This window comes from Desulfurella sp. (genome assembly GCF_049977265.1).
Classification (GTDB): domain Bacteria; phylum Campylobacterota_A; class Desulfurellia; order Desulfurellales; family Desulfurellaceae; genus Desulfurella.
Map to the genome: position 1 here is coordinate 42,113 of NZ_JBMFGQ010000003.1, position 17,288 is coordinate 59,400.

At 30.6% G+C, this 17,288-nt stretch carries 20 protein-coding genes; 9 read left to right on the plus strand and 11 right to left on the minus strand.

Annotation, left to right across the window (positions count from 1 at the left end; translation table 11 throughout):
• Position 1: 1 nt before the first annotated feature.
• The 11 genes from ACP5FO_RS01390 to ACP5FO_RS01440 are packed head-to-tail and all read right to left on the minus strand — an operon-like array spanning position 2 to position 11,886.
• A complete protein-coding gene (locus ACP5FO_RS01390; protein ID WP_428106997.1) occupies positions 2-247 on the minus strand; it encodes a DUF1844 domain-containing protein in 246 nt (81 codons plus the stop codon).
• Positions 248-613, minus strand: a complete 366-nt coding sequence (queD, locus tag ACP5FO_RS01395; protein ID WP_428106992.1) for a 6-carboxytetrahydropterin synthase QueD — start codon at positions 611-613, stop codon at positions 248-250.
• Positions 606-1,796 carry a DUF1015 family protein gene (locus ACP5FO_RS01400; protein ID WP_428106988.1) on the minus strand — a complete coding sequence of 397 codons (1,191 nt, stop codon included), beginning with the start codon at positions 1,794-1,796 and terminating at the stop codon, positions 606-608. The genes queD and ACP5FO_RS01400 overlap by 8 nt, the downstream gene beginning before the upstream one ends.
• Before the next feature lie 8 nt (positions 1,797-1,804).
• Complete coding sequence (gene tsaB / locus ACP5FO_RS01405; RefSeq protein WP_428106983.1) at positions 1,805-2,344, minus strand: tRNA (adenosine(37)-N6)-threonylcarbamoyltransferase complex dimerization subunit type 1 TsaB; 540 nt, start codon at positions 2,342-2,344, stop codon at positions 1,805-1,807.
• The gene (locus ACP5FO_RS01410; protein WP_428106978.1) at positions 2,322-2,786 is read right to left on the minus strand and encodes a hypothetical protein; all 465 of its coding nucleotides are present in this window, start codon (positions 2,784-2,786) and stop codon (positions 2,322-2,324) included. Before ACP5FO_RS01410 ends, tsaB begins: the two co-directional genes overlap by 23 nt.
• Before the next feature lie 8 nt (positions 2,787-2,794).
• Positions 2,795-4,732: an ATP-dependent helicase gene (locus ACP5FO_RS01415; RefSeq protein WP_428106975.1), complete on the minus strand. Its 1,938-nt coding sequence runs from the start codon at positions 4,730-4,732 to the stop codon at positions 2,795-2,797.
• Positions 4,725-6,479, minus strand: coding sequence for a chloride channel protein (locus ACP5FO_RS01420; RefSeq protein WP_428106968.1), 1,755 nt, complete (start codon positions 6,477-6,479; stop codon positions 4,725-4,727). Before ACP5FO_RS01420 ends, ACP5FO_RS01415 begins: the two co-directional genes overlap by 8 nt.
• Positions 6,476-8,269 (minus strand): glutamine--fructose-6-phosphate transaminase (isomerizing), encoded by a 1,794-nt coding sequence (gene glmS / locus ACP5FO_RS01425; RefSeq protein WP_428156908.1) that lies wholly within the window; start codon positions 8,267-8,269, stop codon positions 6,476-6,478. Before glmS ends, ACP5FO_RS01420 begins: the two co-directional genes overlap by 4 nt.
• Positions 8,270-9,622 carry a bifunctional UDP-N-acetylglucosamine diphosphorylase/glucosamine-1-phosphate N-acetyltransferase GlmU gene (gene glmU, locus ACP5FO_RS01430; protein WP_428156909.1) on the minus strand — a complete coding sequence of 451 codons (1,353 nt, stop codon included), beginning with the start codon at positions 9,620-9,622 and terminating at the stop codon, positions 8,270-8,272.
• Positions 9,623-9,641: 19 nt separating this feature from the next.
• Positions 9,642-11,159 carry a bifunctional phosphoribosylaminoimidazolecarboxamide formyltransferase/IMP cyclohydrolase gene (gene purH, locus ACP5FO_RS01435; protein ID WP_428106957.1) on the minus strand — a complete coding sequence of 506 codons (1,518 nt, stop codon included), beginning with the start codon at positions 11,157-11,159 and terminating at the stop codon, positions 9,642-9,644.
• Complete coding sequence (locus tag ACP5FO_RS01440) at positions 11,143-11,886, minus strand: SAM hydrolase/SAM-dependent halogenase family protein (RefSeq protein WP_428106949.1); 744 nt, start codon at positions 11,884-11,886, stop codon at positions 11,143-11,145. Before ACP5FO_RS01440 ends, purH begins: the two co-directional genes overlap by 17 nt.
• An 89-nt stretch (positions 11,887-11,975) precedes the next feature.
• Between ACP5FO_RS01440 and ACP5FO_RS01445 the strand changes: the two genes are divergently transcribed.
• From ACP5FO_RS01445 to ACP5FO_RS01485, 9 genes are all read left to right on the plus strand, one after another.
• The gene (locus ACP5FO_RS01445) at positions 11,976-12,815 is read left to right on the plus strand and encodes a 4-hydroxy-3-methylbut-2-enyl diphosphate reductase (protein ID WP_428106943.1); all 840 of its coding nucleotides are present in this window, start codon (positions 11,976-11,978) and stop codon (positions 12,813-12,815) included.
• Positions 12,802-13,599: an inositol monophosphatase family protein gene (locus ACP5FO_RS01450; protein ID WP_025392045.1), complete on the plus strand. Its 798-nt coding sequence runs from the start codon at positions 12,802-12,804 to the stop codon at positions 13,597-13,599. Before ACP5FO_RS01445 ends, ACP5FO_RS01450 begins: the two co-directional genes overlap by 14 nt.
• The gene (locus ACP5FO_RS01455; RefSeq protein ID WP_428106937.1) at positions 13,596-14,447 is read left to right on the plus strand and encodes a metal ABC transporter substrate-binding protein; all 852 of its coding nucleotides are present in this window, start codon (positions 13,596-13,598) and stop codon (positions 14,445-14,447) included. Before ACP5FO_RS01450 ends, ACP5FO_RS01455 begins: the two co-directional genes overlap by 4 nt.
• Positions 14,440-15,207: a metal ABC transporter ATP-binding protein gene (locus ACP5FO_RS01460; protein WP_428106933.1), complete on the plus strand. Its 768-nt coding sequence runs from the start codon at positions 14,440-14,442 to the stop codon at positions 15,205-15,207. The genes ACP5FO_RS01455 and ACP5FO_RS01460 overlap by 8 nt, the downstream gene beginning before the upstream one ends.
• Positions 15,183-15,998, plus strand: a complete 816-nt coding sequence (locus ACP5FO_RS01465) for a metal ABC transporter permease (RefSeq protein ID WP_428156910.1) — start codon at positions 15,183-15,185, stop codon at positions 15,996-15,998. Before ACP5FO_RS01460 ends, ACP5FO_RS01465 begins: the two co-directional genes overlap by 25 nt.
• Positions 15,999-16,343 carry a NifB/NifX family molybdenum-iron cluster-binding protein gene (locus ACP5FO_RS01470; RefSeq protein WP_428106922.1) on the plus strand — a complete coding sequence of 115 codons (345 nt, stop codon included), beginning with the start codon at positions 15,999-16,001 and terminating at the stop codon, positions 16,341-16,343. It begins immediately after the preceding gene.
• Between the two features lie 77 nt (positions 16,344-16,420).
• Entirely contained in the window at positions 16,421-16,732 is a 312-nt protein-coding gene (locus ACP5FO_RS01475; protein ID WP_428106917.1) for a DUF134 domain-containing protein, read from the plus strand.
• Positions 16,707-17,042 carry a NifB/NifX family molybdenum-iron cluster-binding protein gene (locus ACP5FO_RS01480; protein ID WP_428106912.1) on the plus strand — a complete coding sequence of 112 codons (336 nt, stop codon included), beginning with the start codon at positions 16,707-16,709 and terminating at the stop codon, positions 17,040-17,042. The genes ACP5FO_RS01475 and ACP5FO_RS01480 overlap by 26 nt, the downstream gene beginning before the upstream one ends.
• 10 nt (positions 17,043-17,052) lie before the next feature.
• A complete protein-coding gene (locus ACP5FO_RS01485) occupies positions 17,053-17,271 on the plus strand; it encodes a hypothetical protein (RefSeq protein ID WP_428106909.1) in 219 nt (72 codons plus the stop codon).
• Positions 17,272-17,288 lie beyond the last annotated feature (17 nt).

The following is a 17,288-nucleotide window of genomic DNA, read 5'->3' on the forward strand; positions in this document are numbered from 1 at the left end:
TTTAAACCTGCCTGTTTATTTTTTCTTTATATTTTTCATTTAAATCCAATATTATACTACTAATCAATTCCTCTTCTTCATTCGAAAGATTATTGCTTGTTTTTTCTTTGAGCATTTCCAATAATTCAATGCTTGCCTTCGCCATTTCTAAATCTATTTTTCTTGTGTTATCAAATGGGTCTTCAACTATACCAAGTTGGACGTAAGCACTCCCAGCAATGGATAATATAAATTCTTCAAATTTCATTTAATCCTCCATATAGGTAGCTTTAGATGTGGGTGTTTCGTAAACACTTACGCTATAGAGAATGCAGTCTTTAATGCGAGGTTTTAATGTTTCAAAAATATATTTAGCAATCATTTCGGAGGTGGGATTTGTTTTAGAAAAATAATCAATTTCATTTAAGTATCTGTGGTCTAGCGTTGACAATATTTCTTTTAAGTATTTTTTTAATTCTTTGAAATCAATACCTATGTAGATTTGATTTAATTTTTTACATCTAACAACAACTTCTACCTTAAAGTTATGGCCATGAAGATTCTCACATGCTCCACGATAATTATTTAATCTATGAGCAGCAGAAAAATCACTTTCAACAAATATTTCAAACATGTCGACATCCTTCAATGCTACTAAAGTGATATCCTACAAGACCGCTTGGAATTTTAGGATAAAAATATGTTGATTTTTGAGGAAATGTAAGATTATTTTTTGTTATCTCAAATAATGACTCATAAGTAACAGGCTTTAACAAAAAACCAACTACAGCTTCCTTTCTATCCACGCTTTTTATAACTTCTTCTTTAGAGTGTGCATAACCTGAAATTTCGTTACTTGCAATATCTTCATCGCTGAGATTTAGCATTTTTTTAAACACTATATTTTCAAAAAGCTTAACATCAAGTTTGTCTATTAAATCTTTTGTATTTTTATCAATATATTTCAAATAGGTAAACTTTCCATCATACATGATTATATCATAGTCAAAATCGTTGCCTATTTCAAAGAAATTGTAAATTTTTTGCCTAAAATCATCAACATTAATTTCTTTAATCAATCTATGAATAGGCATTAAAGCCAACCCATCATTCTTATCTACAAAAAATACAAGTGCATATTCACTCCCTGCCTTTTTTTGGCCAGCTTTACTGTAATAATTTCTGATAGATAAGCAGGTTTCATACCTATGGTGGCCATCAGCTATAACTAATGTTTGGTTTTTAATTGATTCTTTTATATGATTTACTATTTCTATGTCATTTATTTTATAAACATTATGAATTTTATCTTCGAAACTAACTTCAAAAAGATTTTCTTTTTTACAACCTTTCACGAAATTTGATAAATCCTCATCATCGTAAATCATCATTATAGGACAAAACATAGCGTTTGTTGAAGTTATTAGCTTAAATCTATCTATTTTTGGGCCTTTTAGTGTTTTTTCATGTGGCTTTATAGAACCGCCAAGTTCTTCAAGCTTTAGCGCTCCCAAAAAGCCATACAGTGTTTTTTTTGTATTATTTATATTATATGTGCAAGTATAAGCATAAAATGAACAATCATTGTCAAAAATTAGCTTTTCTTTTAAAACCCAGGAATCTAAAATATCCTTAGCATTTTCGTACTTTTTATCATTTTCGCCTTCTGGCAAAACTATCCTTACTATATTAAAATCATTTTTAGATAATAGTTGTTTTTTATAGTCTTTATCTATAACATCGTATGGTGGACATATGTAAGAATCAATCTTTTTTTCTTTAAATAAAATACCTTTAAATGGTTCAACAATAGGCATAATTCCTCCTAATAAATTAGCTTTATATTTGATAGACTATATTTTACAAACAAGTTTTCATCCATCCTAAATAAATTTTTTATATCAGAAAATCCATTGTATTCCTGATAATTTTTATTGTAACTATCAAGTCTTTTTACAATTTCGTTTACACTATAGCATTGTGCTATTTCACCTTTAGATGTTTTTTTTATAACCACTATAGAGTTTTCATTATAGCAATTTGCAGCTATTAAATCCATAGAATTTATGCAGTACACTTGACCACAAAATCCAAAAAACAAACCTTTTATAGTAGAAAGTGTAACTCTAAGGCTACTATATCTTCCCGGACCAATTGTTACGAACAATGTCTTGATATCATAAAAATTCAAATTGTTTTTTTTTAATAAAACATCAAATGTAGAAATAATTGCAACAGAATGTATGGCTTTTTCTATAAAGATAGAATCAATCAATGATTCATCTTTGAAAAAAGCCATACTAAGCGATTCAGAAGATCCGTCAATCGCAAAAGCAATATTATTATTTTGTGCTTGCGTTTGCATCAATATTAACAAATGGGTTAAAATTTATAGGTGGTAATACTACAGGAGCTAAACCCATTCTAAGTAAAGTACTTTGAACAAGTTCTCTAAAATATGGCCAACTATCAACTAAAACTGTAGAGTCAGCAAATATTTTAAAAATTTCATCATCCATTGGGCCGCCTACTTGAAAATCTAAAATATACAAAGGAGTTATCTTTATTAGTACATCATCTGGATTATTCTGAAGTGCTACTTTGAAAAAGAATTCTTGAAAAACTCTTACATGATTATCTGCTACAATCTGATAATATGCATTTTTGTCAATATATACCTTAGATTCCTCCATAGAAACATTGATCTTCTCATCGTCAAAATTAGCCTCTAACTTATAAAGCCTAATATTATGCAATACTAAGTTTGTATTGAGTTTTGCAAATCTTTCTTGAACGCTATCAGCCATAATACCTCCTAAATTATATCATTTTTTGTTAAATTTTTTAGTCCAAATTTAAAAAAATTCACTTTTAATTCTAACGGTTCTTCTTTAACATTTAAAATAATGCCATTACCAAAGTCCTTATGATTAATCACTTCACCAATTTTGTAACGCCTAAGAGAGTTTTTGCTTAAAGAGCCTATTTCTTTTAAAAAGCGTGAGGGAAAGTAAGTACTGCGAAAATCTGAGGTATAGTAACTTAAATATAAATTTTTTTTTGCCCTTGTGACACCCACATACATAATACGTCTTTCTTCTTCTATGACTGAATCTAGATAAAGGCTTGGTAAAATACCCTCATTTAAACCTACCATAAAAACATGATCAAATTCTAAACCTTTAGCTGCATGTATTGTAAGCAAATTTACATTTGGTGTTGATTGATTTTCTTTATCGCCAACATTTTGAGAATAATCATATAGACTTGCGCTTTCAATAAATGCATCAATGTCCATATTTTTTGCAAAATCAATTAACTCGTCAACATTCGCTTGCCGTAAATTTTCTTTGTAAAAATTTCTACTTGAAAAAACTTCATCAAAGACAAACCTTAAACATTCGCTTATATTATCAGAATAAATCTTTTTTTGCAAAATTTTTACAAAATTTATAAAATTAGCAACTTTAGTATATTTTTTTTGTGTAAACGAACAAGAGGACTCAAATAAATCTATATTTAAATCTTTTGAATGCTCTTTTATGCTTTCTATAGTCTTTTCGCCAATCCCGCCAAAATTACTAATAGCACGCACAAAAGACACATCATCTTTTTTATTGTAAGCAAGCTTTATGAAACTCAAAATATCTTTAATTTCCTTTTTATCAAAAAATTTATGAGCACCTATCTTTTTATAGGCAATTGCATTTTGGATAAGATATTCTTCAAAAAGTCTTGATAGCATATTATTCCTATAAAGTACAGCTATACTTTGATCCGAATCTTCTTTTAAAATTCTCTTTATTTGATTTACTACATAATAGGCTTCATCTTTATTCGTTGAAAATTCTTTAATGATAGGCTCTACACCAATTATATCTGAGTATAATTTTTTTCCTATGCGCATCTTATTGTTTGTAATAATTGTATTTGCTATATTTAGTATATTTTTAGTTGACCTATAGTTTTTTTCCAATTTAATAACTTGACATGGCAAAAAATCATTACTAAAAGATAAAATATTATTTATATTAGCTCCTCTAAATGCATAAATCGATTGATCTTCGTCGCCTACAGCAAAGACACGATTATTGCCATTATAAAAATGTTTTATTAATTGATACTGTGTATTGTTTGTGTCCTGGTATTCATCAATTAGTATAAATTTGAATTGATTTTGAAATGATTGACGTATATTTTCGTTAAACTTAATTTCATTTATTAAGTTTATTAAAATGTTGTCAAAATCAACTGCGTTATTATTTACAAGCTTTTCTTCATAAGTTTTGTATATTTTTTCAATTTCTTTATTGGGAAATTCAATTTCAGAAGAATTTTTTAATTTTGAAATATAAGAAGAAATTTTAGCAGAATCAAATTTAGTTTTATCTAAATTAAGAGAAATGATTGTCTCTTTAACAAGCATTTCCTGGTCGTGTTTATCGTAAATTGTATAATTCTTACCAATTTTACGCAAAAATCTCAGAGACATAGAATGAAAAGTACCAATATAAAAACTTTCAATGTTTGTATCTAAAATAGTAGCCACCCTTTCTTTCATCTCGTTTGCTGCTTTATTTGTAAAAGTAAGTGCTAAAATTTCATAAGGTTTAGCTATATTATTTTTTAAAATATATGCAATTTTATATGTTAGGGTTTTGGTTTTTCCGCTACCCGCACCAGCAATAATTAACAAATTTTTATCACAAATCTCTACTGCCTTTTTTTGCTGTTCGTTTAATGAATCAAGCATCGTTGTTTCCTTTCGATAATTTTTTTAGTATTGTTTTTCTTCTTATAATGCCAATAACTTCCATATCTTCCAAAGATTTAACAACCGGTATAGTGTTTATCTCTTTAAAACCAATTTTACTCAAAAGAACATATAAACTCTCTTGAGGTAAAACAAATATCAAATCTGTATTTGCAACGTCAGCTGCTAACAAAAAATTATTTAGTATATCTTCATTTAAAATAGTTTTCAAAACATGCAATGTAATAATACCATACAGTTTATGGTTTTCATCTAAAACCAAAATCTCATTGTACTTTGCATTTGAAAATATATCGTAAATTTCTTTTAGCATTTTATCTTTTTCGATAGTTAAAAAATTTGTTTCCATACATTCTTCAACCTTTATATGTTCTAAAAGATTGATCGTATATTCATTATTATGTACCAATGAATCTATTCTTGTATCCACCTGTGCTTCTTCCAAATTTATTTTCCTTGTTAACAAAAATGCAATGGTAACTACCCAAAGAGCTGGAACAATAAGCTCATAACCGCCAGTTATCTCGGCAGTAAGCACAATTGCAGAAATAGGTGTTTTTTCGCATGCCGCCAAAAAAGCAGCCATACCCACAACAGCAAAACTTGAAGGGTTAATAACTACGAATATGCCGCTTTGCTTTAGCAAACTCCCAATGCCCACTCCAACTAAAGCTCCAATTATTAATAGTGGGGCAAATAAACCAACAGGGTTTTTACTGCCAACTGAAATTGAAGTAGTAAACATTCTTAAAATCCCAACTATCAATAAAAAAAAATAATTTTGTGGATTATTAAATGCTGCTTCTAATAAACCATATCCCATGCCCGCAGATGCAGGCAAAAAAATACCAAACAAACCAACAATAAAACCACCCAAGGCGGTTTTAATATAAATAGGATGATTTACCATACTTACTAAAATTTTTGTCTGCTTAAACAAATATATGAATAATACCACACAAATGGAAATCGCTACAGCAAGCACACTGTACGATATTAATTCTAAGGGCTTATAAAAATACATTGTTGGCACACTAAACATATGCTGCCACCCAAACAAAGATGAAAAAACTGAGTAGGCGATAATTGATGAAATTGCACTTGCCATTAGCGCTTCATATTCAAAATCTGCTTCTTTGTAGAGCACTTCAGTGGCAAAAATAGCTGCTCCCATAGGAGCTCTAAAGATTGCACCAATGCCTGCTGCAAGTCCACTTACCATTAGCATTCTTTTTTCTTTGTTACTTAAGTTAAAAACATTACCAAGAAAAGAGCCAATTGAAGCTCCAATTTCTGCTGCTGGGCCTTCTCTTCCACCTGCAAAACCACTACCAAGCGCAATTGAGCTTGCAAAAAGTTTTACAATTGCGGATTTTGGTCTTATGGTTGATTTATGATGAAAGTATTTTATAATTTTATTTACTCCACTTTCTTTATCATTGAATATGTATAATACAAGGCCACTTAAAAAACCACCAGCAGTAATAATTATTAAAAAAATCAATGGTTTAAAGGGCTCATTTTTTAAAGTAAATAAAGATTTTTCATTTGTAGGAAACTTAAATGGAAATCCTGCTATATGATTAAGTAAATATACGCTAAAGAAATTTATCATAACAAATAAGAATATTGCACCAAGACCACTAAATATGCCAAGTAAAACATAAATTAACCATTTTCTGGCAATATTATTTTGCAAAAAACTTAAACTTGAGATATCTTTCATTCAACGGTTACACTTTTGGCTAGGTTTCTGGGCTGATCCACATCATTGCCTAAAATATTTGCTATATGGTAGGCAAATAATTGCAACGGTACAATATTAACAAAAGCAGAAAAAAAATAAGATGTATTTGGAACCTGTACAAAATCATCAGCAATATTTGAATATTTATCAGATAATAGTATAATCTTTCCATTTCTAGCTTTTACTTCATTTGCATTAGATATTGTTTTTGAATAAAGCGGCTCAAAGTTTGGTGCTATAACAAAGGTAGGTGTATTTTCATCAATTAATGCAATAGGACCATGTTTTAACTCTCCTGCTGGGTAGCCTTCTGCGTGAATATATGATATTTCTTTTAGTTTTAATGCCCCCTCAAGTGCTAATGGGTAAGATACGCCTCTACCTAAGTATATAAAATTTTTAACATTTGAGTATTTTTTTGCAATTTTTTCAACTTCAGTGTTTAAACGAGCAAACTCGGTTTTTAAAATAGATGGCAAACTCATCAGTTCGTTCAGGTAAGGCTTTACATCAATAGCTTTTAGCTGAGCAATTTTTAGGGCAAGCAAATAAAGCATCGCAAGCTGGCAAACAAAAGCTTTTGTTGATGCAACACTAATTTCTGGCCCAGCAAGAGTATACAATACATAATCGCTTAATCTTGCTATTGTGCTTTCCTGAACATTGACAATTGATATTGTTTTTATACCAAAGGTTTTTGCAAGGTTTAGAGATTCTTTTGTATCCGCAGTTTCTCCAGATTGTGAAATTGCTATTAATATATTATTTTGTGTAAATATAGGTTTTGAATAGCGAAATTCCGATGCAATTTCAACATTTACTGGTATGGACAATAGTTCTTCAAAAAAATACTTTGACGTCAAACCTGCATAATAACTGGTCCCACAAGCTACAATTGTTATTTTTTGAGTTTTTTTTAGTAATTCTTCATCAATATCCATATTAATTTTATCGTTGACAATATGTGCGTAAATTGTGTTTGCTAAAGCCTCATCTTCCTCGCTTATTTCTTTTAGCATAAAGTGTTTAAAACCGCCTTTTTGAGCTGTTTGCAAATTCCAATCAACACTTTTTATCGTCCTTTGAACTTTTACTCCATTATTGTAAATTTCAAATTGACCATTTTTTTCCAAAACTGCTACATCATTTTCTTCTAATACAATAAATTGTTTTGTATGTTCTAAAAAAGCGCTTAAATCGCTTGCTAAAAATAACTCATTATCTTTTACACCTATAAGAAGCGGTGATTCTTTTTTTGCGGCATATATTTTTTCTTCACCTAAATGTATAAGCGCAATTGCAAAACTACCTTTTAATACAGAAATTGCTTTTTTTATAGCTTCAAGCGTACTTATATCTTTACTAAAGTAATCAATAAGAAGCAAAATAGTTTCTGTATCTGTGGCTGAAGTTTTTTGATAACCATTTTTTATCAAAAATTCGTCAATTTCTTTAAAATTTTCTATGATACCGTTATGTACAATCGCAAAATTTTTAGTAGAATGTGGATGAGCGTTTTCTTTGCTTGGTCTACCGTGTGTTGCCCATCTGGTATGTCCAATACCTATTGTACCATTGAGTTCACTACCAATAGATAAACACTGACTGACTAAATCTGCAACCTTACCTTTAACCTTAATTACTTCTATCTGCTCATTAACAACTGCGATACCAGCAGAATCGTAACCTCTATACTCTAAAGCTGACAAACCATTTAACAAAATGCCACTGGCTTTTTTGTTTCCAATATAGCCTACAATACCACACATTTACTTCTCCTCATTGCGTTTTCTATACTCTATAACCCAGTTTTCTTTTATTTGTTGGGGCACTCTTGATAAAATCAAACTAAACGCAGGAGTGTCTTTTGTAACAGTTGTGCCCGCTGCTATCAAGCAATCATTGCCAATTTTAACAGGTGCAACAAGTTGTGTATCTGAACCTATAAATACATTGTCACCTATTATTGTCTGGTGTTTTTTGTATCCATCATAATTGCATGTAATTGTACCAGCACCTACATTTACATTTTTGCCTACAATTGCATCTCCTATATAGCTTAAATGGCTTGCTTTGGTATTTTCATCCAGAATAGACTTTTTTACTTCAACAAAATTACCTATATGTACATTCTTTTTTATTACATTGTCTGGTCTTAAGTGAGAAAACGGACCTATAGAGCAATTTTTTTGTATAACCGATCCTGTTAGGACGCTGTAAGGTTTTACAACAACATTGTCTGATATATCACAAGAATCTATAATGCAGCCAGTGTCAATTATACAGTTTTTACCGATTTTTGTGTTTTTTCTTATGTGCACATTAGGATATATAAGCGTATCTTGTCCTATCTGGACATTGATATCAATATAAGTTGTATCTGGATCAATAAATACAACACCATTTTGCATATGAGCTTCAATGATGCGCTTTTGCATAATTTTTCTTACATTTGAATACTCTTTTTGCGTATTGATGCCCAAAATTTCATCTTTTTCAACTTCAAATAAATCACAATTTTTTGCAAACTTAACTATGTCTGGCAGGTAATACTCGCCTTGAGCGTTGTTATTGTCTATTTTTGGTAAATTAGTTACAGCGAAGTCTTTTTTTAGAAAAAAAATGCCACTGCTTACTAAACTTATCTTTAAAATATCATCATTTGCATCTTTTTGCTCAACAATTCTAAAACCACTCTCATGCTTTACAATGCGTCCATAGCCTGTTGGATCATCAACTTCTGATACAAGCAATAAACAATCTAAACCTCTGGTTGAAAAAAATTCCTTAGCAGTCTTGAGTGTATCAGGTTTAATCAAAGCCGAATCAGCATTTATTACCAAAAAGTCATCACTTATATATTGCAAAGCAAGTTCACAAGCTTTTGCTGTGCCATTTTGAATTTCTTGCAACGCAATACTGCCAAAAATAGATAAATCCTTAGCGTGCTCCTTATTTGAAACAATAACAATGTTTTCAAAGCCGCTTTTTTTTAGTGTATTAACAATATTTTCAATTATGCTTTTGCCACACAAGTCATAAAAAATCTTGCTTTTTGATGTTTTCATGCGACTACTTTTTCCTGCAGCTAAAATTACAGCATCCATAGTCATTCTGAACATCAGCGAAGAACCTCCCTCATTAATGTCTGAAATGTCTTTTTTTTGTAAATATCATAGGTAGATTATACTCATTACATGCTTTAATTACCTCATCATCTCTAATCGAGCCACCTGGTTGAACAAATGCTGTTGCACCAAAAGATTTTGCCAAATCAATATTATCTCTGAATGGGAAAAAACCATCCGATGCCAAAACACTTCCTTGCAGACTTATTCCTAAATCTTTGGCTTTCTGTGCAGCACATTTTACAGCATCAACCCTTGAGGTTTGGCCCGCACCAATTGCTAAAGCCTGCGAATTTAAAGCAAAACATATTGCATTTGATTTAGCAAACTTTGCCACAAACCAAGCGAACTTCAAATCTTCAATTTGGTTTTGTGTGGGTTTTGATTGAGTAACAATTTCATAACTAAAATCATCTAAATAATCGCTATCTTGAACAACAAAACCTCCAACTACACTTTTTATATCTTTATTTTCTTTATATGAATTTATATCAACCTTATCTACTTTAGCTAAAATTAAATTTTTCTTTTTTGACAAAATACTTAATGCTTCCTTTTCAAAATCAAAAGCGACAATAACTTCATAAAAACGCTCTGCTATTTTTTTTGCCAAACTTCCATCCACAATACCATTTACTCCAACTATACCGCCAAAAGCACTTACAGGGTCGCTAAATAGCGCTTTCTCATACGCATCCTGTAGATTATCAGCACAAGCCACACCGCATGGTGTATTGTGTTTAATTATGGTACACATAAAAGGCTTACTCAAATAAGTAGATTCTATCATCATCCTATAAGCAACATCAATATCTAATATATTGTTAAAAGATATTTCTTTTCCCTGAAGTTGAACCATGTTTGGCAAACCTTTTTTTAGCGGCACTCTATAGAAATTTGCCGTCTGGTGAGGGTTTTCTCCATATCTTAGAGATTTTTTTAATTTCATACCAATATTCAGTGTGTCACCTTTATAACCAAATTTTTCAACAATCACAGAATCGTAATAAGAAGTTAAAGCAAAAGCTTTTAAAGCACATTTTTTTCTAAAATCTATATCTATGTTATCAAAGTTTTCCATTACTCTTGTATAATCTTTCGGATCGACCACAACCAATACCCTTTTATAATTTTTTGAAGCTGCTCTGATAAGTGTAGGGCCACCTATGTCAATATTTTCTATTAACTCGTTTGTATTGTTTGAGCGCATGGCTACCTGTTCAAAAGGATAAAGATTTACAACAACAATATCTATGGGTTCTATATTGTGAATTGATAATTCTTCTTTATGTTTTGGATTGCTTAAATCTGCAAGTATGCCTGCATGAATTTTATATTGAAGCGTTTTAACACGGCCATCTAAAATTTCTTCAAAGCCCGTATAGTTTTCAACGCTTGTTGCATTAATATCATTTTGTTTCAATAAATTGTAGGTAGAGCCTGTTGAAATTATTGATACGCCTTTTTCTTGTAAAAATTTTGCAAACTCCACAATACCTGATTTATCATATACACTAATAATTGCTCTCATTTCTACTCCTTATTATGATTTCGTCTGATACTTTAGCATTTATAAGTTCTGCAGCACTATTTTTATAGGCAGCAATCTCTAAAAAACCAAAAGAACCCTCTATTACAAACAAGCCTTCTTTAAATTGTGCATAATATTTAGCTTTTTTGTCTATAATCTTATTATTCACAACTAATTCAAAATTATCTATTTTTGATTTAATATTTGTAATTATATTACCAAATTTATCTATCCATAATATTTCACCTTTTTGTTCTTTATTGTCAAAAATCACCTCCAAACAATCAAATTTCTCATAAGAATCTGTTTTTACAAGTTTGATATCATTATTTAACAATTTGCATACTACTTTTGAAAAAATATCCCTTGCATGAAAAGTAGATGATTTACTTTTAAATTCTTCATCAATATAAAAAACTTCAAAATCACCATCGAATGTCAAAATACCATTATCCCTACCAACAAATATATAACCATTCCTTTTGACAACAATAGGTTTTTCTAAAGAACCAACCTGCGGATCAACAACAACTAAAAAAACACTTCCTTTTGGAAAATACTCAAAAGAATATTTAAGTATAAACTGAGCGCTTTTTAAGCTAAAAGACTCTATCCCGTGAGTTAAATCAATAATATCAGCATTGCAATTTGACTTTATTGCACCTTTTACAATACCTACATAGGGATCAAAATAGCCAAAGTCCGATAAAAACACTACTGTTTGCATCTTTTATATTTTATACTTAATTAAAAGTTTTTCAAGTTTATATAAAATACTAATTTGAAAACTTTGTTAGTATTTGATATAATAAATTTGTGAAAATTAGGATAGCCGAAAATGCTGGTTTTTGTTATGGTGTAAAAAGAGCTATAAAAATAGCAGACGAAGCTCTAAAAAAAAACAAAATAATTTATAGTTTAGGTCCTATAATACATAATCCGCAGGTAGTAAGTCGTTATGAAAAAAAAGGATTAAAGGTTGTTGAAACAATAGAAGAAGCAAAAAATGCTGTGCTTATTCGCTCGCATGGTATACCACCGCAAGTATATGAGCAAATAAGCGAAAAAAACTTAGATTGTATTGACGCAACCTGCCCTTTTGTAAAAGAAGCACAAGATTACGCTAAACAGTTGTACGAAGAAGACTATTTTGTAGTTATAGTTGGAGACCAAAACCACCCCGAAGTCAAAGCTCATATTGCTTATGCCAATTACAAAGCTCAAGTAATAAATTCGATACAAGAAGCAAAAAATATTGAAGCTCAAAAAATAGGTGTCATATCACAAACCACACAATCTGTGGATAATTTTGTATCTATTGTATCTGAGCTTGTAAAAAAAGCAAAAGAAATAAGAATATTCAATACAATTTGCGACGCAACAGAAAAAAGACAGGAATCAGCTAAAGAGCTTGCAAAAAATTCTGACCTTATGATAGTAATAGGCGGTAAAAATTCTGCCAATACACGCAAATTATATGAAATTTGCCTTAACTTTTGCAAAAAAGTCTACCACATAGAAACAAAAGAAGAATTAAAAAAAGATTGGTTTGAAGGTATTGAAAATGTAGGCATCACAGCAGGTGCGAGTACACCAAACTGGCTTATAGAAGACGTCATAAAAGCCATAGAAGAAATTGAATATGATATACATTGATTTTTTTAAAAATTTAGGGAAAAAAATCCAACAATTAAATAAATTTTTTGGCGAAAAAATAGCAAGCTTTGAGTTTGAAGAAAATCCCTTTGGTGATGTAAGTGTGTATATTGACAAAAAAGCTCAGGAAATCGTTGTCGAATCAATAATAAAAGAATCAATAAAATGCACATTACTTAGTGAAGAAAGTGGATTTTTAGATTTTGGACAAAAGTACCCATTATTTATAGTTGATCCAATAGATGGAAGTCTAAATGCTAAAAGGGGTATACCATACAGTGCTTTTTCTATTGCTTATTCTACATCAGATTCAAGCGACTTCATAAATGAAGCGTATGTTTTAAATCTATCAACATCAGATGAGTTTTTTGCTTCTAAATCTAATGGTGCTTATTTAAACGGTAAACAAATAAAAAAACTCTCACTAAAAAATTACATTGCAGCAATTGAAGGAATAAAGCGACAAACTAATTTAGATGATTTAAAAAAAATCTATAAAAGCTTTTATCGTGTAAGATCAATGGGTAGTGTGGCACTAGATTTGTGTTATTTAGCCTGTGGCAGGATAGATGTTTTTTTTCATATTCAGCCTTCCAGAATCATAGATTTTGCAGCTGCAAAACTTATAGTTGAAGAATCAGGCGGTGTTTTGCTGGAATTTGAATCCAAAAACCTGTATAATGTTCCAATAGACCAGGAAAAACACAAACCATTTTGGGCTGTAGCTGAGTTGACAAATATTGATGAGTTTTATAACAAGGTTTTTATGGAGGAAAGTCAATGAAAAAATCATTATTTATTGTTTTATTTGTTTTATTTTTTGTACAAAATGCATTCTCAAAACCACTTGTTGTTACAAGTACCTATATTTTAAGTGCCCTTACAAAACAAATTGGTCAAAATAAAATAGATACACAATTTATTGTACCAGAAAACGCAAACCCTCATTTCTTTAATCCAACACCAAAAGATGTACAGGAATTATCCAAAGCAAATTTATTTATTGGCGTTGGTTATGGTTTTGAATTCTGGTTTAATAAAGTAAAAAATAATATAAAAGGTAATATTTTAATGCTTTCAGACTATTACACAAATCCCATTGGAAAAAAAGTATTAAAAGGACAAACAATCGCAAACCCTCATATTTGGCTTGATATGAATTTTGTTAAAAATACTGCAGTATTTGAAATTGCAAAACATTTATGCAAAATTGACTCAAAAGACTGTCAATTTTTTATGCAAAACGCCAAACATTTAAGTCAACAAATATCGCATATTCAGACAAATTATGAAAATCTATTTAAAAATAAAAATATATGCATTATTGAAGTAGATCCTGCATTTGATTATTTTCTTGAAAGCTTTGGTCAAAAACCATGCGCTAAAATGCTTGAAGAAGGCTCAGGCGAACTTTCAATAGGAAATTTCAAACTTTTAGAAAATTGCAAATGCAAAAAAGGTATTGCAATCTATGCTTTTAGATCAAAACAAGCTCAAACAATAGCCAAGGAAAAACATTACAAACCAGTATACTTAAGCCCACTTGGAAACTCAAAAAACAATAATCAAGATAGCTACACAAAATTACTTAAGTACAATTTAGAAGAATTAAAACGTGCTATAAATGATTGAGTTTCAAAATGTCAGTTTGATTTACGATAAAAAACCGGTAATTGATAATATAAGTGCTATTATTAAAACTTCAGAATTTGTAAGCATAATTGGACCAAACGGAGCAGGCAAAACTTCTTTAATTAAAATTATGCTAGGGCTAATTAAGCCAACAAGTGGAAAAGTATTGATTGAAGGAAAAGACCCTAAAGATTATATTGCAAAAAACAAAGTATCATATTTACCTCAGCAAACAAGTATAAACTGGTCTATGCCTCTTAGGGTAATAGACATTATGCTTATAGAAAATTTCAAACCATTTAGTGTTTTTAAAAAACCAGATAAACATGTAGTTGAAAATGCAAGATTGATGCTTGATAGATTTGGGATTTTAGATATTGAAAATAAATACTTAAAAGAATTATCTGGTGGTCAAAAGCAAAGAGTAGAACTGGGAAGATGTCTACTTAAAAAACCAAAAATCTTAGTATTAGACGAACCCAACACAGCTCTTGATGCTGTATTCAATGAAAAAATGTATAACATTTTGGTTGAAGAAAAACAAAAAAATAATACAACTATCATTTTAGTTAGCCATGATATAGGTGCTGTAAGTAGGTTTGTGGATAGGATTATGTGTTTAAATGTAAAGCTACACTGTAGCGAAAAACCAGAAAATATAGATTACTCAAAACTTGTTTCTGTATTGTATGGCTCTGACACAAATATTGTTGTGCATTCAAATGGGTGTGAATCATGTCAATTTTACAAAACCAAATAATACTGGATGTTTTTATCAAATCGTTAATTGTAGGCATTAGTTTATCAATACTGCTATCAATTTTGAGTTATTTTATAGTTTTGCAACGATTAAATTTTTTAGGTGTTGGCATATCACATTCCGTTTTTGGGGGTCTTGCCTTTAATTACCTTTTTGGTTTAACCACACTTTTTTTACCAGTTGGGTTTGCTACCCTAACTGCTTTACTTATAGGCATTTTGTATAGAAAGGGTTTAAGCAAAGACAGCGCTATAAATGTAATGTTCGTTTTTACAATGGCTTTGGGCGCTGTAGTATTGAGTTTTTCTTCAGGGTACTCAGCAAATATACTTGGAATGCTATTTGGCGATATATTAGCTATAAACAACGGTGATATAATTTACTCAATAATTCTTTTGTTAATTGGACTTATTCTGTTTAGCTTATTTTTTTCACATATGCAACTTATAACATTTAATGAAGAATTGGCAAAAATAAATGGTATAAATGTTGATTTATTTTATTATCTTTTTTTGATTTTTTTGGGAATCGTAATTGTATTAAGTGTAAAATTAATAGGCATAATACTTGTTAATGCCTTTTTGGTATTGCCAGCTCTAAGCGGCATGAATATGGCAAGAAGCTATAAAAGCGTCCTTTTGTGGTCGATTTTATTTTCTATTATTTCATGTATAAGCGCTATTTTTATCTCATATTATCTAAACACTCCATCTGGAGCTACAATTGTAATAACATTTTTTATTTTATGGCTATTCAGTTCAATATTCAATAAAATCACAAGGAGGCTATAGATGAAAATCGCTGTACCTGTAAAGGATAATTCTCTGGAAATTTTTCCAAGAACCGGTCAAGCACCCTATTTTGCAATATTTAACGATTCTACATTTAGCCATCTAATTAAAAACCTTATTGAAGAACACGAAGAAAAAGAAGAAGATAGCTCCAAAGATCATGTTGAATTTCATAGAAAACAGGTTGAAGCACTTGGTGATATTGACGCAGTTTTGGTTTTAAAGATAGGTAAGCACATTAAACAGGCACTTGAAGAAAAAAATATACAGATAATCGAATTTCCAAATAGCGATTATAAAAACGCAAAAGAACTAATAGAAAACTATTTTAACAACAAAAAATAAAAAATCAAAATTATACTTGACATATGTCCAAATAAGACTTATATTCTTTATGGGCATATGACCATAAAGGAGGTTGAGTGAGGGGTCGTTGGCGCAGAAGGTTTATAGAATATAAACCTCAAGTTAAATGCTTTAAGCCATGTAGTATGCCTTTTAATGAAGTAGATGTAAATGTGCTTTTGCACGATGAACTTGAAGCTCTAAGGCTTGCTGATTATGAAGGCTTATATCAGGAAGAATGCGCACAGCGTATGAATATTTCTCGCACTACATTTGGAAGAACAATAGAAAGTGCAAGAAAAAAGGTAGCAGATTGTCTAATAAATGGCAAAGCTTTAGTTATTGAAGAAGGAGGTGATACCAATGAGAGTAGCAATACCAACCAGTGATGGCAAAAATATATCAAAGCATGTAGCGCTAAGCAAGTACTTTAATATCTACGAAAATAATCAATTAGTTTCTCAAATTCAAAACCCGCTTATTGAAAATATAAAAGAGCAAGAAGTCTCACACTCGCACAATGGCAGGGGCCTGGGTGCTGGAAGAATTATACCAGCACTACTTGCAAGGCAAAATGTAGGTGCGTTTTTAGCAAGAGAAATTGGAGATGGAATGAGGTACAATTTAGAGCAATCTGGCATAAAATGCATTGAAACGCAAGAAAAAAACATCGATGAAGCATTAAAAATGATTAATTAGGAGGTGTGGTATGCCATTTGGAGATGGAAGAGGACCACTTTGGGCTAGCGATAGTACATATGCACAGGGAAGGGGCTTCGGAAGAGGTATGGGAAGAGGTTTAGGTAATGGTTTTGGAAGAGGTATGGGTTTAGGTTATCGCGCAGGCTATAATAAAGAATACCTAGAAGAAGAAAAACGCTACCTTCAAGAACGCATAAAAGAAATCGACTCTTTGCTTAACCGCTAAGTATTTCTAAAGAAGGC